Raw genomic sequence first — 19,758 nt, 5'->3', positions numbered from 1 at the left:
CCCGCCGCTCTCCCTGCCCCCACCAACCCACCCTCCTCCCCAAACCGCCCCATCCGCCTCACTGTCCTCCTTCTCACCCTTCTCCTCCTTCTCCTCCCCTTCATCACCCTCCTCGCCCTGGTGGCCGCCCGCTGGAGCCCGCTGCTCGCCCTCGACCACAGCATCGCCACGTCCCTGCACCGCACGGCCGTCACGGCTCCCGGTCTGACCTCCGTCAACAAGGTCTTCTCCGACTGGGTGTGGGACCCGTGGACCCTGCGGACTCTCCTGGCCGTCGCGGTCATCGCCCTACTGCGCCGCGGGCAGTGGGTACTGGGCTGCTGGGTGGCCGTCACAGCAGCCGTGGGGACGGCGTTGCAGCAGGTGCTCAAGGCACTCGTGGGCCGTCAGCGCCCCGAGTGGCCGGACCCCGTCGATTCCGCGCACTACGCGGCCTTCCCCTCCGGCCACGCCATGACGGCAGCGGTGGCGGGCGGCCTGGCGCTGTGGCTGTTGCGCCTGCTCGGGGCTCGTCGACGCCGGCTGTGGGCGGCCGGCGTGCCGATCGCTGTCTCCGTGACGGGTGTCGGGCTCACCCGCGTCTACCTGGGGGTCCACTGGGCCACCGACGTGCTCGGCGGCTGGCTGCTGGGCGGGGCGCTGGTGGCGGCCGCGGCGGCCGGGTACGCCCACCGGTACGGGACGGCGCGATGACCGCGGGCCGCCGACGCGACAGGATGGTCCTATGACGGTCAAGGGTGTGCTCTTCGACTTCTCCGGGACGCTGCTGCGCATCGAATCGCCGGAGAGCTGGCTGCGGGCGGTGCTGGACGAGACCGGGACGGACCTCGCGGAGGAGGAGGTGGTCCGCCTCGCGTCGGAGCTGAGCCGGGCCGGCGCCCTGCCCGGCGGTTCATCACCGGAGCACATGCCGCCCGGCCTGGCCTCCCTCTGGGAGGTACGGGACCGCAGCGCCGACCGGCACCGCGAGCTCTACACCGGGCTGGCCCGGCAAGTACCCCTGCCCGACGACGCGTTGTACGACGCACTGTACGAACGCCACATGACACCTGCCGCGTGGGCACCGTACCCGGACGCCGCCGAGGTCCTGTCCGAACTACGGCGACGCGGCATCCGCACCGGCGTGGTCAGCAACATCGGCTGGGACCTGCGCCCGGTGCTCCGCGCACACGGCCTCGACCGCTTCGTCGACAGCTGCGTCCTGTCGTACGAACACGGCATCCAGAAGCCCGACCCACGGCTGTTCGAGATCGCCTGCGGAGAACTGGGCCTGACCCCCACGAACGTCCTGATGGTGGGCGACGACCGCACAGCGGACGGCGGAGCCACGGTCCTGGGCTGCACCTACCTCCCCGTAGACCACCTCCCGGTAACCGAACGCCCCACCGGCCTCCGCCCCACCCTGACCCTCGCCGGCTGACCTCCACACACCCGCCGCTCCGCCCCCGCCTACGGCCGCAGCACCTCCGTGTGAATCGCCAGCTTGAACTGGGCGTGTGTGATCGCGGCGGGCACCTTGGTGTCGCCGGAGCCGCGGGCGGAGATTTTCAGGCCGACGGGGGTTCCCGGGTGCACGAACATCTGCCACAGGTACGTCTTGTACTGGCCGCCCCCGGTCTTCCACGTGTCCGTGGTTCCCGTCGAGTCGTAGCCGGGGCCGAGCGGGTCGCGGACGAAGCGTGCCCGGTATTCGTTCGGACGCTCGTCCGCCGCCCAGAAGACCATCGCGGACAGCATTCCCCAGCCCTCGTGGCTGGGCCAGATCAGGCCCGACCTGGCGTCCGGGAACGTTGACGGCGTGCCGCCCCCGTTGGCCGGGTCGTGCATCTTCCAGGGGTCGTACGACTCGTCGCCCGCCCCGTACGGAAAGCGCACCAGGTGGTACCCGTCGCTGTCGTACGAGATCTTCTGCGATCCGGCCCCGTGCTTCTCCGCGTCCCAGAGCAGTGAACACACCACGACGGACATATGCTGCCCCTCCCCCAACTCTCGACGGCAGGGGCCCCTTCGGCCCCGCCCGGTCCATTGCGCCACAGGCGTCGCCCGGCCGGTAGGCCACGGGCGGACTCCGGATCGACGTTCGGAAGTCGGGCGGGGGGAGACGGAGGGGCGGGTTCAGCAGATGCCGGCCGAGGCCAGGGCGTGCCGCTGGACGGCGGTGACCTCGGTGGGGAAGTAGACGTAGCAGATGCCGCCGGTGCCGCTGACGACCTTGCCCTCGGCGTTCTTGCGTTTGGTCCGGAGCCAGATGTTCTCGAACTCGCGGCGCTTGTAGACGCGGCGGACGGCGGTGTTGGTCGGTGAGTTGGGGTCGTTGGCGACGACGTCGCCGGTGCGGGTGAAGCCGATGACGGTCATCAGGTGGCCGGCCGTGCCGTAGCCCGCGCCGGTCAGTTCGGCGGCCAGGAAGGACTGTGAGGTGATCACGGGGATGCCCGCCTGGACGAGGGTCTCGGCGTCGGAGAGGGTGCGCAGCCGGGTGACGACGGCCTCCATGTCCCGGTACGTGGCCGCGTAGGCGGTGTTGAACGGCCAGTTGCCGCAGCCCTCGTACTGGTAGTCGAAGGTGTAGCGGGCGGCGTGGCAGACCTGGGGGTCGGCGTAGGCGGGGTTGACCCAGGCCAGGTCCGCGGCGGTGGGTTTGCGGCCCCAGTACTCGATGATCATCTGGGAGGAGGTGGGGCTGCACCAGGCCTCGCCCCCGTTGTCGTACTCGGGGTACTGCCCCTTGTGGGTCTCCTGCGAGTAGCGCGGCACCGCCAGCTCGCGGCCGGTCGCGACGCCCGGCTTGGAAGCCGGTACGTCGAAGCGGTCGGGGATGTCGGAGCCCATCAGGCCCAGGCGCCACACCGTGGGGGTCTGGGTGGTGCCGGGCTTCCGGTAGAGCGTGACGCGCAGTTCGTACGAGGCGAGCCGCACGCCGCTCGCCGGGGTGTCGATCGCGAAGGTGTCGGTGGAGATGCTGCTCCGGCCGTCCTTCTGGCCGTCGACGGAGGTACGGCGGATGTCGCCGTCCCCGGCGGCCCAGCGGCCCATGACGTACCACGGGGTCCGTACGCCGTCGCCGTACGTGCCGCGCAGCTCGACGGCGATCCACGTACCGGCGGGCGTCTGGGCGTTCCAGGAGACGACGGCTTCGGTGGACGGGACCTTGAGTGTGCGGGCCGGGGACGTCCAGACGGCGTACTCCCAGGCCGCGGTCGTACCGGTGTGCGGATCACGGTAGTCGGCGGTGCCGGCCGGGCGGTCGATCGCCACGCCGGGGCGGCGTCCGTCGACCACGCGGGTGCCGTTCGCGACGCCCTGGTTCCAGTCGGCTGCGGTGTGCCAGGCTCGGTAGTCCACGAGACGCTTCGCCTTCGGTGCGGCGGACGGTGCGGAAGGGGAGGCGGCGTGCGCCAAGGGGGTGGCCGCGCCCGCCGCGACGGCGAGGGCGGCGGCCAGAACGGTACGCCGGGGCGTGGGTCTGCTCATGGTGGAGTCCCCCAGTCGGATGCGAAGGATTGAGCCAGGAGAACAGTGGAGCTCAACTATTCCCCCGCACACCCCCTTCGGCCAGCCGTTCGTCGCGCGTCGCCGCGGGGATCAGCAATTTGCGGCAGTGGGAGGCCGTACGGGGCCCGGACAGCCCCCTGCGCGAAGGCGCCCGTGGAGCCGCGGGTCCGCACCCGGCGTACCGGTAATCTTGCAGCGTCTCAACCGTCTCACCCGTCCCAGCAGACAGGCAGCAGCGTGCGTCAAGAGCCGATCCGGCCGATCCCGCCCGGCCTCGCCGGCCGGCTGCGCGCGCTGCCCCCGTCCTGCGGCCCCGTCCGGCTGATCGCGGTGGACGGGCACGCCGGGTCCGGCAAGAGCACCTTCGCGCGGCATCTGGCCACGGCGCTCGGCGGCGCCCCGGTCGTCCGTCTGGACGACATCGCGACCCACGACGAGCTGTTCGACTGGACGGAGCGGTTCCGTACCCAGGTGCTGGAACCGCTGTCCCGGGGGGAGCACGCACGCTACGGGGTGTACGACTGGGAGCGCAGGGAGTTCACCGCGCGCCGGGAGCTGGCACCGGCGCACGCCGTCGTCGTGGAGGGCGTCGGCGCGGGCCGCCGCGCGCTGCGCCCGCACCTGGCATGCCTGCTGTGGATGGAACTGACGGCGTGTCATTCCTGGGACCGGGGACGACGGCGGGACGGACCGGCCCAGGCCGCGTTCTGGGATGACTGGATCCCGGCGGAGCGCGCACATTTCGCGGCGGACCCCTCACGTCCGCACGCCGGCCTGCTGGTACGGGGGTGCACCGAGGGTTATGAGGTACTGCCGGGGCCTGGTGAGGCGTGCGGTACCCCCTGAATCGTCACCGTACGTGACGGACCACGGGCGGTACGCAGATCGTCGCCCTACGCGTACCGCCGACTGCCTCAACTCGGCTTGACCTGGGGGGCGTACAGGTCTTACGTTCTCAATGTGCGGTTCTGACGGACCGCCCGCAGACGCGAAGCCCCCGGTTGTTCCCCCGTGATCGGGGGCTTCGTTCTGTGCCCGGGCGCTCGGCGCCCGCCGCGCGCCGTCCGCCTCCTCACCCTATGTCACCGCTCCCTTCGCGCCGCGGAGCCTCGCCTTCCCCCGTACCGCCCCCTTCGGCCTGCACCGATACCGCAGGTACGATGCGAGTCCGTGCCACCGAAGGACGCAGTGGAAGAGCCGGGGGCGACCTGCAACTGCCGCCCCGAGCACGCCGGTTCGTTCGAACACGCTGTGGCCTGGCACTCGCCCGGCGGCACACCACGGGGGACGCTTTATGGGGGACGTGATGGAATTCGGCACCCAGGGCACACACGCCCCGGCCGAACTCGCCTGGCTGCGCGCGGTGGACGCCTACACGGTAGGCGCGTACCCGCAGGCCGAGGAGGAGTTCCGGGCCGCGGTGCGGATGGACCCGACGATGGCCGACGGCTGGCTCGGCCTGCACGCACTGCGTGCGGACACCTCGACCGCGCTGCTGCACATGCACCGGCACCGCGACCGGTTCGGGGAACAGCGGGCCCGCCACCGACGCACACTCAATTCCTGGTACTGGCTGGGCTGGTGGGTCCAGCCGGTGCTGGAGACCGGCCGCGACCTGCTGCTGGCGTACGCCTCGCACTGGCTCGACGGCCGCCATGTCGCCGAGCTGGACCAAGCCTTGGCGGGCTGCCCGCCGGTGGACACCGATCCTCAGGTGCGCTTCCTGCACGCCTGCCGCGCCTACCTCGTCAAGGACTGGGACCAGCTCGTACGGCACACCGAACCGCTGCTCGACGATCCGCTGCTCGGCATCGAGGCCGGACTGTTCGGCGGCATGGCGCGGGTGCGCCAGGAGATGTTCGGGCAGGCCGAGCCGCTGCTGTCGGCCGCTCTGATGCGCTGCCGCAGCGAACAGCCGCAGCGCAAGGAGCTGCGGTACTGGCTCGCCCGGGCCCACGAGGGCACCGGCCGCAGCGCCGCCGCGCTGCCGCTGTACCGCTCGGTGCACCGGGTCGACCCGGCCTTCATGGACACCGCGGCGCGGCTCGCGGCCATCGCCGAAGGGGACGGCCTGGAGGAGGGCACCGACCTCGCGGCCGTGACCGCCGGCTTCGGCCAGGAGGCGGGCGGCGATCTGGACCCGCTCTCCCCGCTCGACCCGGTGGACGGGCGGGAACTGCTGGCCACGACCGACCCGGAGGTCCCGGACGGCGACCTCGCGGGCGGCTCGCTCGGGGACGCGGGGCCGGCCGTACGGGAGAAGGCGATGCTCGGCGGCCCGCGCCGCTCGGACCGGCTGCCGGCCGGCCCGTCCGACCCGGTGCTGCTGGAGAAGGCGCTCGCCGAACTGGAGCGGATGGTCGGTCTGGAGCCGGTGAAGCGTCAGGTCAGGGCGCTGTCGGCGCAGTTGCGGATGGCGCGGCTGCGGGCGGGCCAGGGCCTTCCGGTGCAGCCGCCGAAACGACACTTCGTCTTCTCCGGCCCGTCCGGCACGGGCAAGACCACCGTGGCCCGGATACTCGGACGGGTGTTCTACGCCCTCGGCCTGCTCGGCGGCGATCATCTGGTCGAGGCACAACGGGCCGACCTGGTCGGCGAGTTCCTGGGGCAGACCGCCGTGAAGGCCAACGAGCTGATCGACTCGGCGCTGGGCGGGGTGCTGTTCGTGGACGAGGCGTACAGCCTCTCGAACTCCGCGTACAGCAAGGGTGACGCGTACGGCGACGAAGCCCTGCAAGTCCTCCTCAAACGGGCCGAGGACAACCGCGACCGCCTCGTCGTCATCCTGGCCGGCTACCCGGAGGGCATGGACCGCCTGCTGGCCGCCAACCCCGGCCTCTCCTCGCGCTTCACCTCCCGCGTCGACTTCCCGAGCTACCGGCCGCCGGAGCTGACCGCCATCGGCGAGGTGCTGGCCGCCGAGAACGGCGACCACTGGGACGAGGAGTCGCTGGAGGAGCTGCGCAGCGTCAGCGCGCACGTCGTCGGCCAGGGCTGGATCGACGAACTCGGCAACGGCCGCTTCCTGCGCACGCTGTACGAGAAGAGCTGCGCCTACCGCGACCTGCGGCTGTCCACCTGGTCCGGCGCCCCGTCCCGCGACGACCTGGCCACCCTGCGGCTGCCGGACCTGATGCAGGCGTACGGCGAGGTGCTCTCGGGACGCGGTCCGGTGGCCGGGCCGGAGGCGCCGCCGCTCTGACGCGCGGCGGCAGGCGTCCAACTGCGCAAGCTACGCCGTTGAACCGGACATGTCCTGCTCGTCCACGCGCGGTCGCCGTCTCCGGCCCGGACCGCCTCCGGCCCGGACCGCCTCCGGCCCGGGCCGCCGCCCGCGGAAACGGTGTGAGCCCGCGGACCACCGCGGGCTCACACCATCGTCACGGCCGGGTCACCCCGCCAGCGCCCGATCCTCCCTGGTGGCCGGTCCCGGGGCAGTGCGCGGACCGGAGAGGCGGTCGCCGGGCACTTCGGGGACTCGGGCGCCCTGCGCGCCGTTGAAGGGCGGTACGGCCGGCAGTTCCTGGCGGTGCGCCGGGTCGCGTACCTCTCCCACCAGCTTCTCCAGTACGTCCTCCAGGGCGACCAGCCCCAGCACCCGACCGGTCGCGTCCGCGACGGCGGCCAGGTGGGAGGCGGAGCGGCGCATGGCGGTCAGGGCGTCGTCCAGAGGGAGTTCGGCGCGCAGCGTCGTCATCGGGTGCCAGATGTGCTGCGGCACCGCGCGGTCGCCCTCCTCCAGGTCCAGTACGTCCTTGACGTGCAGGTAGCCCATGTAGGCGCCGCCGGGCGCGGACACCGGGAAGCGGGAGTAGCCGGTCTTGACGGTCAGCTCCTGGACCCGGCGCGGGGTGACGGCCGGGTCGACCGTCACCAGTCCGGCCGGGTCCAGGAGGACGTCGGTGACGGGCCGGCTGCCCAGTTCCAGCGCGTCGGAGAGGCGTTCCTGCTCGGCCGGGGCCAGCAGGCCGGCCTGCTTGGAGTCCTCGACGAGGTCGGTGAGCTGCTGGCTGGTGAAGACCGCCTCGACCTCGTCCTTCGGCTCGACGCGGAACAGCCGCAGCACGCCGCGGGCGCACGCGCCGAGCAGCGCGGTGACCGGGCGGCACAGCCGGGCGAAGGCGACCAGGCCGGGGCTGAACCACAGCGCGGTCTTCTCCGGCGCGGCCATCGCCAGGTTCTTCGGGACCATCTCGCCGATGACGAGGTGGAGGAAGACCACCACGGCCAGGGCTATGACGTAGCCGAGGGGGTGGATCAGCGGCTCGGGCAGGTGTGCCGCGTGGAAGAGGGGCTCCAGGAGGCGGGCGACGGTCGGTTCGGCGACCGCGCCGAGCGTCAGGGAGCAGACGGTGATGCCGAACTGGGCCGCCGCCATCATCTGCGGCAGGTTCTCCAGGCCGTGCAGCACCGTGCGGGCCCGCTTGGAGCCCGCGGTGGCCAGCGGTTCGACCTGGCTGCGGCGCACCGAGACGAGTGCGAACTCGGCGCCCACGAAGAAGCCGTTGACCAGGACCAGGAAGACGGCGAAGAGGAGTTGCAGAAAGCTCACCGGGCCACCTCCGCCGGCGTCGGGGCGGGTGCCGCGGCGCCCGCGGTCCGTATGATCCGGACCCGCTCGGCGCGGTGGTGGGACACCAGCCGCACCCGCAGCCGCCAGCCGTCCAGCTCGGCGGTGTCGCCGGGCGCGGGCACCCGCCCGAGTATCTGGGCCACCAGGCCCGCCACGGTCTCGTACGGGCCGTCGGGCGTGTCCAGGCCGATCCGCCGCAGGGTGTCCACCCGGCAGCCGCCGTCGGCGTCCCAGGCGGGGCGGCCGTCCTCGGGCGGTGCCTGGGCCAGCTCGGGCAGGTCGATCCGGTCGTGCTCGTCCCGTACCTCGCCGACCAGTTCCTCGACGATGTCCTCCAGGGTGACGACGCCCGCCGTGCCGCCGTACTCGTCGACCACCACGGCGATCGGCTGCTCGCTGCGCAGCCGCTCCAGCAGCGGCTGCACCGGCAGCGTCGCCGGGACCAGGAGCGGCGGTACGGCGATCCGGGCGGCCGGGGTGCGCAGCCGGTCGTGTTCGGGCACCGCGAGGGCGTCCTTGAGGTGCACCATGCCCACCACCTCGTCGAGCCGGGTGCGGTAGACGGGGAAGCGGGACAGACCGGTGGCGCGGGTGAGGTTGAGGACGTCCTCGGCGGTCGCGGACGTCTGGAGGGCGCTGACCCGTACCCGCGGGGTCATCACGTTCTCGGCGGTCAGCCCGCCGAGGGAGAGGGTGCGCACGAACAGGTCCGCGGTGTCCTGCTCGATCACCCCGGCGCGGGCCGAGTGGTGGGCGAGCGAGACCAGTTCGCCGGGGGTGCGGGCGGAGGCCAGCTCGTCGGTCGGCTCCACGCCCAGGGCCCGTACGAGCCGGTTGGCGACGGTGTTCAGCAGGGAGATCACCGGGCGGAAGAACCGCGAGAAGGCGCCCTGCGGGCCCGCGACGAAGCGGGCGACCTGGAGCGGCTTGGAGACCGCCCAGTTCTTGGGCACCAGTTCGCCGAGGACCATCTGCACGGCGGAGGCCAGCAGCATCCCGATGACGACGGCGATGCCGGGTACGGCACCGGCCGGCAGCCCGGTGGCGGTCAGCGGCCCGGACAGCAGCCGGGCCAGGGCGGGCTCGGCGAGCATGCCGACCACCAGGGAGGTGATGGTGATGCCGAGCTGGGTGCCGGAGAGCTGGAAGGAGAGTTCGCGCAGCGCGCCGACGACGGTACGGGCGCGCCGGTCCCCTTCGGCGGCTGCCCGTTCGGCCTCCGCCTTCTCCACGGTGACCAGGCCGAACTCGGCGGCGACGAAGAAGCCGTTGGCGAGGATCAGGACGAGGGCGGCCGCGAGCAGCAGCAGTGTGGCGGTCATGCCGCCGCCTCCGTGAAGGGGGACTCCCGTGGCTGCGGGGGTTCCGGTGGAGGGGCGGCGCAGGTACTACCGGACGATCCGTCCATTGCTGGAGGGAGTCACTCCTCATGTTGCAGGGGCCCGCTGGCGGGGCGGGGCGCGGGGCGCGCCCTGGGCACCAGGGTAATCAGCAGGGCCGGGGTGCGGGCAGGGTCACCGGGCCGGCTGGTCCCCGGTGCCGTGGTTCTCGGCGAGCGCCCGCAGCGTACGGGCGTCGCGGATGGCCTGGTCGCGCGCGATGCCGGGCTGGATGCCCATCGCGGGCAGGCTGGTGCCGTCGGCCAGGTCGAGGTGGACCCAGGGGTCGCCCTGGCGCAGATTGACCCGCAGCACCTGGGCCCAGGCCAGCTCGCGCTTGGTGGTCAGGTTGACGACCGTGACGCCGTCCTGCCGGGCGACGACCTTGGGCCGCGCGAGCAGCAGCAGCACGCCGAGGATGACCAGCCCGGTGAAGACGAAGCTGACCCGCTCGCCGCCGCCCAGGTTCGGCAGCAGGACGGCGATCACCGACAGCACGGCGAGCTGGGCGATGCCGACGCCGTACAGGACGGCACGGGTACGGCCCGGCCGGAAGGTCACCGGGAGGGCGGGCAGGGGCGCGGATGCGGGCGCGGACACGTCGCTGGGCTCTTTCGTACGGGCCGCCGGCGCGGGCCGGCGGCGGGTGTGGCCGCCGCCCGTCGGCGGCGGCCGGACCGCCTGGCCGGGGTCAGAGGCGGCAGGCGTGGATGCCGGTGGTCAGGATGGCGCGGGCGCCCAGCTCGTACAGCTCGTCCATGATGCGCTGGGCGTCCTTGGAGGGGACCATCGAGCGGACCGCGACCCAGCCCTCGTGGTGCAGCGGGGAGACGGTGGGCGACTCCAGGCCGGGGGTGAGGGCGACGGCCTTCTCGACGTGCTCGACGCGGATGTCGTAGTCCATCATCACGTAGCGCCGGGCGACCAGGACGCCCTGCATGCGGCGGAGGAACTGGCGGACCTTCGGGTCGTCCTCGGGCGCGCCCTTGCCGCGGATGACGACCGCCTCGGACTTCAGGATCGGCTCGCCGATGATCTCCAGTCCGGCGTTGCGCAGGGTGGTGCCGGTCTCCACGACATCGGCGATGATCTCGGCGACGCCGAGCTGGATGGCGGTCTCCACGGCGCCGTCCAGGTGGACGACGGAGGCGTTCACACCGTGGTCGGCGAGGTGCTGGGTGACCAGTCCGGAGAAGGACGTGGCGACCGTCATGCCGCCGAAGTCGGTGACCTCCCGGGCCGTGCCCGGGCGGGTGGCGTAGCGGAAGGTCGAGCCGGCGAAGCCGAGCTGCATGATCTCCTCGGCCTGCGCGCCGGAGTCGAGCAGCAGGTCGCGGCCGGTGATGCCGATGTCCAGCTTGCCGGAGCCGACGTAGACCGCGATGTCGCGCGGGCGCAGGAAGAAGAACTCGACCTCGTTCTCCGCGTCGACCAGGACCAGCTCCCTGCGGTCCTTGCGCTGGCGGTAGCCGGCCTCATGGAGCATCGCCGACGCAGGCTCGGACAGTGAACCCTTGTTCGGGACGGCGATGCGCAGCATGAGAACGACTTCCTTCGTGCGGGAGGAGGGGGGAGAGAAGAAAAAAGGGGGTGGTGCGGGGGCCGGGCGACGGCTCAGAGATGGGCGTACACGTCGTCGAGGGAGATGCCCTTGGCGACCATCATCACCTGAAGGTGGTACAGGAGCTGGGAGATCTCCTCGGCGGCGGCCTCGTCGGACTCGTACTCCGCGGCCATCCAGACCTCGGCGGCCTCCTCGACGACCTTCTTGCCGATCGCATGGACGCCGGAGCTGACCAGCTCGGCGGTGCGGGAGGTGGCGGGGTCGCCGGTGGCGGCCTTCTGCTGGAGCTCGGCGAAGAGCTCCTCGAACGTCTTCTTGGACATGATGGAAACCACCCTACGCGGTCGCCCGGCCGCGCTCAGCGCCAGGGCTCGGCGACGGTGCGCAGCGTCGCGGCGGTGGCGACGGCCGCGGTCACCGCCTCGTGGCCCTTGTCCTCGGTGGAGCCGAAGATTCCGGCCCGGTCCAGGGCCTGCTCCTCGGTGTCGCAGGTCAGCACGCCGAACCCGATCGGTACGCCGGTGTCGACGCTGACCTGCGTCAGGCCCTGGGTGACGCCCTGGCACACGTAGTCGAAGTGCGGGGTGCCGCCGCGGATGACGACACCGAGCGCCACGATCGCGTCGTAGCCGCGGCCCGCCAGGACCTTGGCGACCACCGGCAGCTCGAAGCTGCCGGGCACGCGCAGCAGCGTCGGCTCGTCGATGCCCAGCTCGGACAGGGCGCGCAGGGCGCCGTCCACCAGGCCGTCCATCACCTTCTCGTGCCACTGGGCGGCGATGACGGCCACCCGCAGGTCGCCACAGTTCTTCACGGACAGTTCGGGTGCGCCCTTGCCGCTCACGGTTCTGGTCTCCTCGTGGTCCGGTGCTCGTGCACGTACATACGTGGGTGGGACGGCCGGGTCCGGCCGCGGTGCTTACTGGTTGCCGCAGGCCGACGCGCGGTCCGCGTCGAGCCAGGGCAGGTCGTGCCCCATCCGGTCCCGCTTGGTGCGCAGGTACCGCAGGTTGTGTTCGCCCGCCTGTACAGGCATCGGCTCCCGGCCGATGACCTTGAGGCCGTGCCGGACCAGTGCTTCGGTCTTCTCCGGGTTGTTGGTCATCAGCCGCAGCGAGCGCACGCCGAGGTCGGCGAGCACCTGGGCCCCGGCACCGTAGTCCCGGGCGTCGGCGGGCAGGCCCAGCTCCAGGTTGGCGTCGAGGGTGTCGCGGCCGCGCTCCTGCAGCTCGTACGCGCGCAGCTTGGACAGCAGCCCGATGCCGCGTCCCTCGTGGCCGCGCAGGTAGATGACCACGCCGCGGCCCGCCTCCGAGATGCGCCGCAGCGACTCCTCCAGCTGAGGGCCGCAGTCGCAGCGCAGCGAGTGGAAGATGTCGCCGGTCAGGCACTCGGAGTGGACGCGTACGAGGACGTCCTCGCCGTCGCCGATCTCCCCGGCGACCAGCGCGATGTGCTCGACGCCGTCGACGGTGGAGCGGTAGCCGTACGCGGTGAACTCGCCGTAGCGGGTGGGCAGCCGGGTCTCGGCCTCGCGGCGGACCGTCGGCTCCGAGCTGCGGCGGTAGGCGATCAGGTCCTCGATGGAGATGATCGACAGGCCGTGCTTGCGGGCGAACGGCACCAGCTCCGGCAGCCGGAGCATCGTGCCGTCCTCGCCGGCGATCTCGACGATGGCGGCGGCGGGCCGCAGCCCGGCCAGCCGGGCGAGGTCCACACCGGCCTCGGTGTGGCCGTTGCGGGCCAGCACGCCGCCCTCGCGGGCGCGCAGCGGGAAGATGTGGCCGGGCCGTACGAAGTCGGCGGGGCCGGCCTCGCCGGAGGCGAGCAGGCGCAGCGTGGTGGCGCGGTCGGCGGCGGAGATGCCGGTGCTGACGCCGTGCGCCGAGGTGGCGTCGACGGAGACGGTGAACGCGGTGCGCATCGACTCGGTGTTGTGCTCGACCATCTGCGGCAGCGCGAGGCGGTCCAGTTCGGCGCCCTCCATGGGGGCGCAGATCAGGCCGCGGCACTCGCTCATCATGAAGGCGAGGATCTCGGGGGTGGCCCGTTCGGCGGCGACGATGAGGTCGCCCTCGTTCTCGCGGTTCTCGTCGTCCACGACCACCACCGGGCGGCCGGCGGCGATGTCGGCGACGGCCTGCTCGACGGGGTCCAGGGCGAGGAGGGCGGCATGCTCGACGGCACCCTCGGGGTCGTACCAGCTCTGCAGTGCGGTCATGCCGCCGCTCCTTCCAGGACGGGCTGCGGGTTCGTGCGGGAGCGCAGCCACCAGTCGCGCATACCCCACAGGACGAGGCCGAGGTAGACGACGTAGACCAGGCCGGAGAAGGCCAGGCCGCTGCTGAAGGCGAGGGGGACGCCGACGATGTCGACGAGCAGCCAGGCGAACCAGAACTCGACCAGGCCGCGGGCCTGGGCGACCATCGCCGCCAGGGTGCCGACGAAGATGTACGCGTCGGGCCAGGGGTTCCAGGACAGCTGGGGCAGCAGGGCGAACAGCGAGCCGACGGCGGCGGTGCCGACGGCCGTGCCGGCGAGCAGCAGCCCGCGTTCGCGCCAGGTGGCGAAGCGTACGGCGATGGAGCCGTCCTGGGCCTGCTGCCGGCCGCGCTGCCACTGCCGCCAGCCCCACAGCGCCACGCCGATGACCAGCAGCTGCTTGCCGATGCCGCCGCTGAGGTGGGCGTAGGCGTAGGCGGAGACCAGGATCAGGCCGGACAGGAACTGCGCGGGCCAGGTCCATATGGAGCGCCGCCAGCCGAAGGCGAGGGCGGCCAGGCCGATGCTGTTGCCGATCATGTCGGACCAGATGACCTGCTGGCCGAAGGCGGTGAAGGCCGGGCCGTTCAGCCAGCCGAGGGGGTTCATCGCAGGCTCTCTTCCCCGGCCGCGACGGCCGCCGCGGTGCCCCGGGACCGGTCCTGGCCCTGGTCCTGGTCCTGGCCCGGTTCCTGGCCCTGGCCCTGGTTCCGGCCCGCGCCCTGGCCCAGCAGCCGTTCGACGTACTTGGCCAGGACGTCGACCTCCAGGTTGACCGGGTCGCCGGGCTGCTTGATGCCGAGGGTGGTCAGGGCGAGGGTGGTGGGGATGAGGCTGATGGTGAAGAAGTCGTCGCCCGCGTCCACCACGGTGAGGCTCACGCCGTCGACGGTGACGGAGCCTTTCTCCACGACGTAACGGGCGAGTCCGGCGGGCAGCGCGACCTCGACGATCTCCCAGTGCTCCCCGGGCGTCCGCGAGACGATGGTGCCGGTGCCGTCCACGTGTCCCTGGACGAGGTGGCCGCCGAGGCGGCCGCCCAGCGCCATCGGGCGTTCGAGGTTGACCCGCGAGCCGGGGACGAGCGCGCCCAGGCTGGAGCGGCCGAGCGTCTCGGCCATCACATCGGCGGTGAAGGTCCCCGCGCCGGTCTCCACGACGGTCAGGCAGACGCCGTTGACGGCGATCGAGTCGCCGTGCTTCGCGTCCTCGGTGACGAGCGGGCCGCGCAGGGTGAACCGGGAGCTGTCCCCGAGGTTCTCGACGGCGGCGACCTCACCCAGTTCTTCGACGATTCCGGTGAACACGTCAGTTCTCCTCGTTCAAGGGGGGCAGGGTGTGGCGGGCGGGGGTGGCGGTGATGCGCAGGTCGGGCCCGAGCCGGACGGTGTCGGTCACCTCCAGGCGCAACGCCTGGTCGATCGTGGCGATTCCGGCGTCACCGAGGGCGGCGGGACCGGCGCCCAGCAGGACGGGCGCGAGATAGCCGACGACCTTGTCGACGGCGTGCGCGGCGAGGAAGGCACCGGCCAGGGTCGGGCCGCCCTCCAGGAGCACCGACCGGACGTCGCGCTCGTACAGGGCGGCGAGCAGGGCGGGCAGGTGCACCCCGGTGCCGCCCGCCGAGCGCGGCAGCCGGACGATCGGGGCGAGTCCGTCGAGGTGGCCGGTGTCGGCGTCCTCGGCGACCGCGATCAGGGTGGGCGCGGTGCCGTCCAGGACGCGGGCGCCGGGCTTGACGACGGCGGCACCGGTGTCGATGACGACCCGCAGCGGCTGGCTGACCTCGGTGTCGGTCAGGCCCGCGACGCGCGCGCCGAGGTGCGGGTCGTCCGCGCGGGCGGTGCCGGACCCGACGATCACCGCGTCGGCCTGGGCGCGCAGCCGGTGGACGTCGGCGCGGGACTCGGCCGAGGTGATCCAGCGGCTGGTGCCGTCGGCGGCGGCGATCCGGCCGTCGAGGGTGGCGGCGTACTTCCACAGCACGAAGGGGCGGCGGCGCAGTACGGCGGTCAGCCAGGCCTCGTTGCCGGCGGCGGCCTCGTCGGCGAGCAGGCCGCCCTCGACCTCGACGCCGGCCGCGGCCAGGGTGGTGGAGCCGCCGGTGGCGGCGGGGTTCGGGTCCGGGACGGCGTAGTACACCCGGGCGACGCCCGCCTCGATGAGGGCCTGGGCGCAGGGGCCGGTGCGGCCGGTGTGGTTGCAGGGTTCCAGCGTGACGAAGGCGGTGCCGCCGCGGGCCCGCTCGCCGGCCTCGCGCAGCGCGTCGACCTCGGCGTGCGGGCCGCCGGCCCGCTGGTGCCAGCCCTCTCCCGCGACGTTCCCGGCGGCGTCCAGGACGACACAGCCGACGACGGGATTGGGGCTGGTGTGCCCGAGGCCGCGGGCGGCAAGCTGGATGGCTCGGCGCATCGCCGCGGTCTGCGCGGGGGCTGGGGTGGCCACCGGGTCCTCCTGCCACTCAGGGCACGGACTCCGGGGCTGTCACGAAGGACAGGAAAAACGGGAACGGGACAACGGGGACACCGAGGCCGGAAAGGGGACGCCACTCGTGGACACGAGGACGACCGTCGCCGACGGCGGTGTACCGCTGCTCGCCCGCCGCGCACTGCCTCCCATCCGGACTTTAACCGTCGGTGCAGGAATTCCACCTGCTCAACCGGCCGCTGGAGGCGGCCGGGTCGCGGACTGTTACCGCCGGTTCGGACTTTCACCGACCCCGGAGTGCGCTGCGTATGTCAATTCAGTACGGCTTCAGTCTGCCACGTCTGATCGTCGGCCATGCGGGCGGCGACCTGTGGAGTGGCTCACAGGGAGCGGCACGGACGCCGCGCCCCGCCCCGCCGCCGGGCCTCCGGCCCGGACCGCCCCCATCCCCCACCCCGAGGACTGATCGCGATGACGACGATTCTGGTGACCGGCGGCACGGGCACGCTCGGCCGGGCCGTGGTCGCCCGGCTGCTCGCCGCCGGGCACGACGTACGCAGCCTCAGCCGCCGCCCGCCCGCCGACGCCGAACGGCCCCGGCTGCGCTCGTACGCGGTCGACCTGCGCGACGGCTCGGGACTGGCCCCCGCGGTGGCGGGCGTGGAGACCGTGGTGCACTGCGCCTCGTCGCCGAGGGGTGACACCGAGGCGGCCGGCCGGCTCGTCGAGGCGGCGCGGGCGGCCGGGGTACGGCACCTGGTCTGCATCTCCATCGTCGGCGTGGACCGGATCCCGCTGGGCTACTACCGCACGAAGCTCGACGTGGAGCGGCTGATCGCGGACTCGGGGGTCGGCTGGACCGTCCTGCGCACCACACAGTTCCACGACCTGGTGCTGCGGCTGGTCAAGGCCGGGGCGCGGCTGCCGGTGCTGCCGGTGCCGGCCGGTGTGCGGCTCCAGCCGGTGGACGTCCGCGAGGTCGCCGCCCGGCTGGTCGAGCTGGCGTCCGGAGCGCCGGCCGGCCGGGTGGCGGACCTGGGCGGGCCCGAGGTACGGGGCGCCCGCGATCTCGTACGGGACACCTTGCGCGCCGGCGGGCGGCGGCGGGTGCTCGTACCGGTGTGGGTGCCCGGCAAGGTGTTCGGGGCGCTGCGGCGGGGCGAGAACCTGACCCTCCGGCACGCGGACGGCACGCGGAGCTACGGGGACTTCCTGGCGGAGCGGAGCGGTGGCGGGGTGGAAGCGGGGGGCGGGGTGAAGGCCGGGCGGTAGGAGGCGGGCTGGGCGAGCTGGGCGGGCCTCTGAGGGATCGGGCGCCCGCACGCACCCTCCGACCGCCTGGTTCAGGCCGCAGGTCCGAACAGGTCGTCCTGGGCCGCGTCCATCGCCGCGAGCACCGCGCCGCGCAGTACGGCCCGTCCGCCGACCGTTCCCGCGCGTACCTCGGTCCGCAGCGGGGACATCCGCGCGAGGTGCTCGGCGACCCGGCCGGCCAGCGCGTCGCCGCCCGCGCGGCCGGTCTCGCCGCCGAGCACGACACAGCCGGGGTCCAGTACGGCGCAGACGGCGGCGGCCCCGATGGCGACCCGGGCGGCCAGCGCGTCGAGGAAGGCGGCGCCGGACTCGCCCGCGCCGACGGCGGCACGTACCAGCGCCTCGGCGGCCGGGGCGCCGGTCGCGTCCGCACCTTCGGAGCCGCCCTCCCCCGGGCCCGCCTGGATGCCGTGCTCGGCGGCCAGCCGGCACACCGCCGCGGAGCCCGCCAGCGAGTGGAAGCCGCCGTCGCAGCCCGCGGCCGTGGGCAGCGCTCCGGTGCCCGGTACGGGCAGGAAACCGATCTCGCCGGTGCCGCCGGAGGCGCCGCGGCGCAGCCGGCCGTCCAGGACGACGGCGGCGCCGGTGCCGTGGCCCAGCCAGAGCAGGACGAAGGTGTCCCGGTCGCGCGCGGCGCCGTCCCGCTGCTCGGCTACGGCGGCGAGGTTGACCTCGTTCTCCAGCAGGACCGGCGCGGCGGGCCGGTCGCCGAACGCCGTGACGAGCGCGGCGTGCCAGGCGGGCACCCACTCCGTACCGCCGAAGCGCCCGGTGGCCGGGTCGACCAGACCCGGCGCGCCGACCGCGACGACGTGCGGCCGGCCGGCCCCGGCCTCGCCGAGCAGCTTCTCCAGGGTGGCCACCCCGTGCGCCGCCGCCCGGCCGGGGTCGGCGTCCGGGCCGACCGGGACAGCCGCCTCGGCCAGCACCCGGCCGAGCAGGTCGGCGACCGCGAGGGTGGCGCTGTGCGTCCGCAGGTCGACGGCGGCGAGGTGGGCGCGGCCGGCGACGATGCCGTACAGCCGGGCATTGGGCCCGCGCCGCCGGGCGCCCGACTCGCCGACGACGGCGATCAGCCCGGCGGCCTGGAGGCGTTCGACGAGGTCGGCGACGGTCGGCCGGGACAGTCCGGTGCCCGTCTTCAGCTCTCCGGCGGTCAGCGGGCCCTCGCTCTGGAGGAGCCGGAGGGCCAGGCGGTCGTTGATGGCGCGCGCGGTGCTCGGTGAGGCGGTGCGCGGGGCGGTGCGTACGGCGGCCGAGGTGGTACGGGCGGGGGCGGGTCCGCGCGGCTCATCCATGCCCGGATCCTTCCAGACCCCCTGGTGCGGGGGTCGCTGCGGTGACGGCCGGTGAATTTTCCTTATTATCAGGCAGGCTCCCTGATAGTTTACCGCCCATGGATGGCACAGGCGTTCCCGATCCGGCTCCCCCGCCCGCCGCACCCCCCGTAAAGCCGCCAGGCCGGCCCTGCTCCCCCGCCCGGCTGCGGCGCGCCCGATGGTCCGTCGCGGTGGTCTTCCTCGTGCACGGCTCGGTGACCGGCGGCTTCGCCACCCGCGTCCCCTGGATCCAGGACCACGCCCAGCTCAGCGCGGGACAGCTGGGCCTCGCCCTCGCCTTCCCCGCGATCGGCGCGTCCCTCGCCATGCCGCTGGCCGGCCGGATCAGCCACCACCTCGGCGCCCGCGCCGCGCTGCGCACGCTGCTCGCCCTGTGGACGCTCTCGCTCGCCCTGCCCGCCCTCTCCCCCAACCTGTACGGGCTGTGCGGCGCCCTGCTGGTGTACGGCGCGACGGCCGGCATGGCGGACGTGGCGATGAACGCGCTGGGCGTGGAGACCGAGGACCGGCTCGGCAAACCGATCATGTCGGGGCTGCACGGCATGTGGAGCGTGGGTGCCCTGCTCGGCTCGGCGGCCGGCACCGCCGCGGCGCACGCCGCCACCGACGCCCGGCTGCACCTGGCCGTCGCCGCCGCCGTGACGACCGTCCTGGGCGCCGTCGCCTGCCAGGGCGTACTGGACCTGCGCAGCACCCCCGACGAGCACCCGCCGCCGCGCTTCGCGCTGCCTCCGAAGTCCGCGCTGGTCATCGGCGCGATCGGGTTCTGCGCGGTCTTCGCGGAGGGTGCCAGCCTGGACTGGTCGGCGGTCTACCTGCGGGACGTCCTGGGCACCGACGCGGGGCTGGCGGCCGCCTCGACCACGGCCTTCTCGTGCACCATGGCCGTCGCCCGGCTGGCGGGCGACCGGGTGGTGGCGCGCTTCGGGCCGGTGCGCACCGTACGGGTCAGCGGGGTGCTGGCGACGGCGGGCGGTGTTCTGATCGTGCTGGCGCGGCACCCGGCCATGGCGCTGACGGGCTTCGCGCTGATCGGCCTGGGCATCGCCGTCGTGGTGCCGCTGGCGTTCGCGGCGGCGGGCCGCAGCGGCCCGGCCCCCAGCCAGGCGATCGCGGGCGTCGCCACCATCACGTACACCTCCGGGCTGATCGCCCCGTCGGCCATCGGCTCCATCGCCCAGGCGACCTCGCTGACCGGCTCGTTCCTGCTGGTCACGGTGCTGGCGGGCGGGCTGATCGCGGGCGCGGGGGTGCTGCGGGCGCCGGGCCGGGGCACCGCGCGGCGCGACGCGGTGCCGACGGGGGATCCGAAGCGGTCGTGAGCCGACGGGGACCTGGAACGGTCCCGAGGCGACGGGAGACCTGGAGCGTCCCGCGCCGGCCGCGGTCCCCCTGCCCGGCAGG

At 73.6% G+C, this 19,758-nt stretch carries 19 protein-coding genes and 1 riboswitch; of the genes, 6 read left to right on the top strand and 13 right to left on the bottom strand.

Translation table 11 applies throughout. The features are described 5' to 3' along the window. Together JXZ78_RS27880 and JXZ78_RS27875 are read left to right on the top strand one after the other, a co-directional pair. On the top strand, window positions 1–693 hold a 693-nt coding region (locus tag JXZ78_RS27880), incomplete at its 5' end, for a phosphatase PAP2 family protein (RefSeq protein WP_275128274.1). A gap of 31 nt (window positions 694–724) precedes the next feature. After that, window positions 725–1,420: an HAD family hydrolase gene (locus JXZ78_RS27875; protein WP_030017425.1), complete on the top strand. Its 696-nt coding sequence runs from the start codon at window positions 725–727 to the stop codon at window positions 1,418–1,420. A gap of 29 nt (window positions 1,421–1,449) precedes the next feature. Here JXZ78_RS27875 and JXZ78_RS27870 read toward each other — a convergent pair whose 3' ends face one another. Together JXZ78_RS27870 and JXZ78_RS27865 are read right to left on the bottom strand one after the other, a co-directional pair. Further along, window positions 1,450–1,968 carry a hypothetical protein gene (locus JXZ78_RS27870; protein WP_030017424.1) on the bottom strand — a complete coding sequence of 173 codons (519 nt, stop codon included), beginning with the start codon at window positions 1,966–1,968 and terminating at the stop codon, window positions 1,450–1,452. A gap of 147 nt (window positions 1,969–2,115) precedes the next feature. Then, the gene (locus JXZ78_RS27865) at window positions 2,116–3,474 is read right to left on the bottom strand and encodes a C39 family peptidase (RefSeq protein ID WP_030017423.1); all 1,359 of its coding nucleotides are present in this window, start codon (window positions 3,472–3,474) and stop codon (window positions 2,116–2,118) included. Window positions 3,475–3,732: 258 nt separating this feature from the next. Here JXZ78_RS27865 and JXZ78_RS27860 point away from each other — a divergent pair, with 258 nt between their 5' ends. Together JXZ78_RS27860 and JXZ78_RS27855 are read left to right on the top strand one after the other, a co-directional pair. Beyond that, window positions 3,733–4,341, top strand: coding sequence for a uridine kinase family protein (locus JXZ78_RS27860; protein WP_030017422.1), 609 nt, complete (start codon window positions 3,733–3,735; stop codon window positions 4,339–4,341). Between the two features lie 460 nt (window positions 4,342–4,801). Continuing rightward, a complete protein-coding gene (locus JXZ78_RS27855) occupies window positions 4,802–6,697 on the top strand; it encodes an AAA family ATPase (RefSeq protein WP_030017420.1) in 1,896 nt (631 codons plus the stop codon). A gap of 189 nt (window positions 6,698–6,886) precedes the next feature. Here the strand turns inward: JXZ78_RS27855 and JXZ78_RS27850 are convergent, their stop codons facing one another. From JXZ78_RS27850 to ribD, 10 genes are all read right to left on the bottom strand, one after another. Continuing rightward, window positions 6,887–8,047: a hemolysin family protein gene (locus JXZ78_RS27850; RefSeq protein ID WP_030017419.1), complete on the bottom strand. Its 1,161-nt coding sequence runs from the start codon at window positions 8,045–8,047 to the stop codon at window positions 6,887–6,889. Then, window positions 8,044–9,390 carry a hemolysin family protein gene (locus tag JXZ78_RS27845; protein WP_030017418.1) on the bottom strand — a complete coding sequence of 449 codons (1,347 nt, stop codon included), beginning with the start codon at window positions 9,388–9,390 and terminating at the stop codon, window positions 8,044–8,046. The genes JXZ78_RS27850 and JXZ78_RS27845 overlap by 4 nt, the downstream gene beginning before the upstream one ends. Before the next feature lie 192 nt (window positions 9,391–9,582). After that, window positions 9,583–10,047 (bottom strand): PH domain-containing protein, encoded by a 465-nt coding sequence (locus JXZ78_RS27840; protein WP_030017417.1) that lies wholly within the window; start codon window positions 10,045–10,047, stop codon window positions 9,583–9,585. A gap of 91 nt (window positions 10,048–10,138) precedes the next feature. Continuing rightward, window positions 10,139–10,987 (bottom strand): ATP phosphoribosyltransferase, encoded by an 849-nt coding sequence (gene hisG, locus JXZ78_RS27835; RefSeq protein WP_030017416.1) that lies wholly within the window; start codon window positions 10,985–10,987, stop codon window positions 10,139–10,141. 74 nt (window positions 10,988–11,061) lie between these two features. Continuing rightward, entirely contained in the window at window positions 11,062–11,334 is a 273-nt protein-coding gene (locus JXZ78_RS27830; RefSeq protein WP_030017415.1) for a phosphoribosyl-ATP diphosphatase, read from the bottom strand. A 35-nt stretch (window positions 11,335–11,369) separates the two neighbouring features. Then, window positions 11,370–11,855 (bottom strand): 6,7-dimethyl-8-ribityllumazine synthase, encoded by a 486-nt coding sequence (ribH, locus tag JXZ78_RS27825; protein WP_003986918.1) that lies wholly within the window; start codon window positions 11,853–11,855, stop codon window positions 11,370–11,372. Window positions 11,856–11,930: 75 nt separating this feature from the next. Then, complete coding sequence (locus JXZ78_RS27820) at window positions 11,931–13,232, bottom strand: bifunctional 3,4-dihydroxy-2-butanone-4-phosphate synthase/GTP cyclohydrolase II (protein ID WP_030017414.1); 1,302 nt, start codon at window positions 13,230–13,232, stop codon at window positions 11,931–11,933. Beyond that, entirely contained in the window at window positions 13,229–13,882 is a 654-nt protein-coding gene (locus tag JXZ78_RS27815; protein ID WP_030017413.1) for a nicotinamide mononucleotide transporter family protein, read from the bottom strand. The genes JXZ78_RS27820 and JXZ78_RS27815 overlap by 4 nt, the downstream gene beginning before the upstream one ends. Next, window positions 13,879–14,580: a riboflavin synthase gene (locus tag JXZ78_RS27810; RefSeq protein ID WP_078623922.1), complete on the bottom strand. Its 702-nt coding sequence runs from the start codon at window positions 14,578–14,580 to the stop codon at window positions 13,879–13,881. The genes JXZ78_RS27815 and JXZ78_RS27810 overlap by 4 nt, the downstream gene beginning before the upstream one ends. Before the next feature lies 1 nt (window position 14,581). Next, window positions 14,582–15,685 (bottom strand): bifunctional diaminohydroxyphosphoribosylaminopyrimidine deaminase/5-amino-6-(5-phosphoribosylamino)uracil reductase RibD, encoded by a 1,104-nt coding sequence (gene ribD / locus JXZ78_RS27805; protein WP_033036999.1) that lies wholly within the window; start codon window positions 15,683–15,685, stop codon window positions 14,582–14,584. A gap of 189 nt (window positions 15,686–15,874) precedes the next feature. Next, window positions 15,875–16,005, bottom strand: a riboswitch (FMN riboswitch). A 166-nt stretch (window positions 16,006–16,171) separates the two neighbouring features. Here ribD and JXZ78_RS27800 point away from each other — a divergent pair. Continuing rightward, complete coding sequence (locus JXZ78_RS27800) at window positions 16,172–16,972, top strand: SDR family oxidoreductase (protein WP_030017410.1); 801 nt, start codon at window positions 16,172–16,174, stop codon at window positions 16,970–16,972. A 71-nt stretch (window positions 16,973–17,043) separates the two neighbouring features. On the opposite strand, the gene JXZ78_RS27795 is transcribed toward JXZ78_RS27800, so the two are convergent. Beyond that, window positions 17,044–18,312: an ROK family transcriptional regulator gene (locus JXZ78_RS27795; RefSeq protein WP_078623921.1), complete on the bottom strand. Its 1,269-nt coding sequence runs from the start codon at window positions 18,310–18,312 to the stop codon at window positions 17,044–17,046. Between the two features lie 98 nt (window positions 18,313–18,410). Here JXZ78_RS27795 and JXZ78_RS27790 point away from each other — a divergent pair, with 98 nt between their 5' ends. Next, a complete protein-coding gene (locus JXZ78_RS27790; protein ID WP_030017408.1) occupies window positions 18,411–19,676 on the top strand; it encodes an MFS transporter in 1,266 nt (421 codons plus the stop codon). Window positions 19,677–19,758: the final 82 nt, after the last annotated feature.

Origin of the sequence: Streptomyces monomycini, from assembly GCF_022271435.1 — a bacterium.
Lineage (GTDB): Bacteria > Actinomycetota > Actinomycetes > Streptomycetales > Streptomycetaceae > Streptomyces > Streptomyces monomycini.
This window is presented reverse-complemented; position numbering and strand designations above follow the sequence as displayed.